Source organism: Burkholderia sp. Ac-20344 (assembly GCF_017104975.1).
Lineage (GTDB): Bacteria > Pseudomonadota > Gammaproteobacteria > Burkholderiales > Burkholderiaceae > Burkholderia.
In genome coordinates, this window is the sequence record NZ_JAAGPP010000419.1 from 1 (window position 1) to 255 (window position 255).

The window sequence follows — 255 nt, forward strand, 5'->3', positions numbered from 1 at the left end:
CCTTGTTGTACAGGCGCTTGCCGTTCCGATCGAGCGCGACGGCATGATGCTGGCCTTTACCGACATCGACGCCGACGAAGACATCGACGGCGCCATGTTGTTGAGTGTCTTGCATCGAAGTATGAGCGGAGTGAACGGATTGGCCTGCAACAACGGTGGCAAGTCTCGGCATCCACGTTACGGACGGCGTCGGGATATCCCGGCCAAACCCCTATCAGCGATCACCAGCCACCCACCAGGCCCGGTGACAACACC

Annotated in this window: 1 pseudogene; it reads right to left on the reverse strand. The window is 60.0% G+C overall.

Annotated features, from left to right (window positions below):
- Window positions 1-172: pseudogene (locus G3N64_RS39500) on the reverse strand (IS110 family transposase); the annotation flags it as partial.
- Window positions 173-255: the final 83 nt, after the last annotated feature.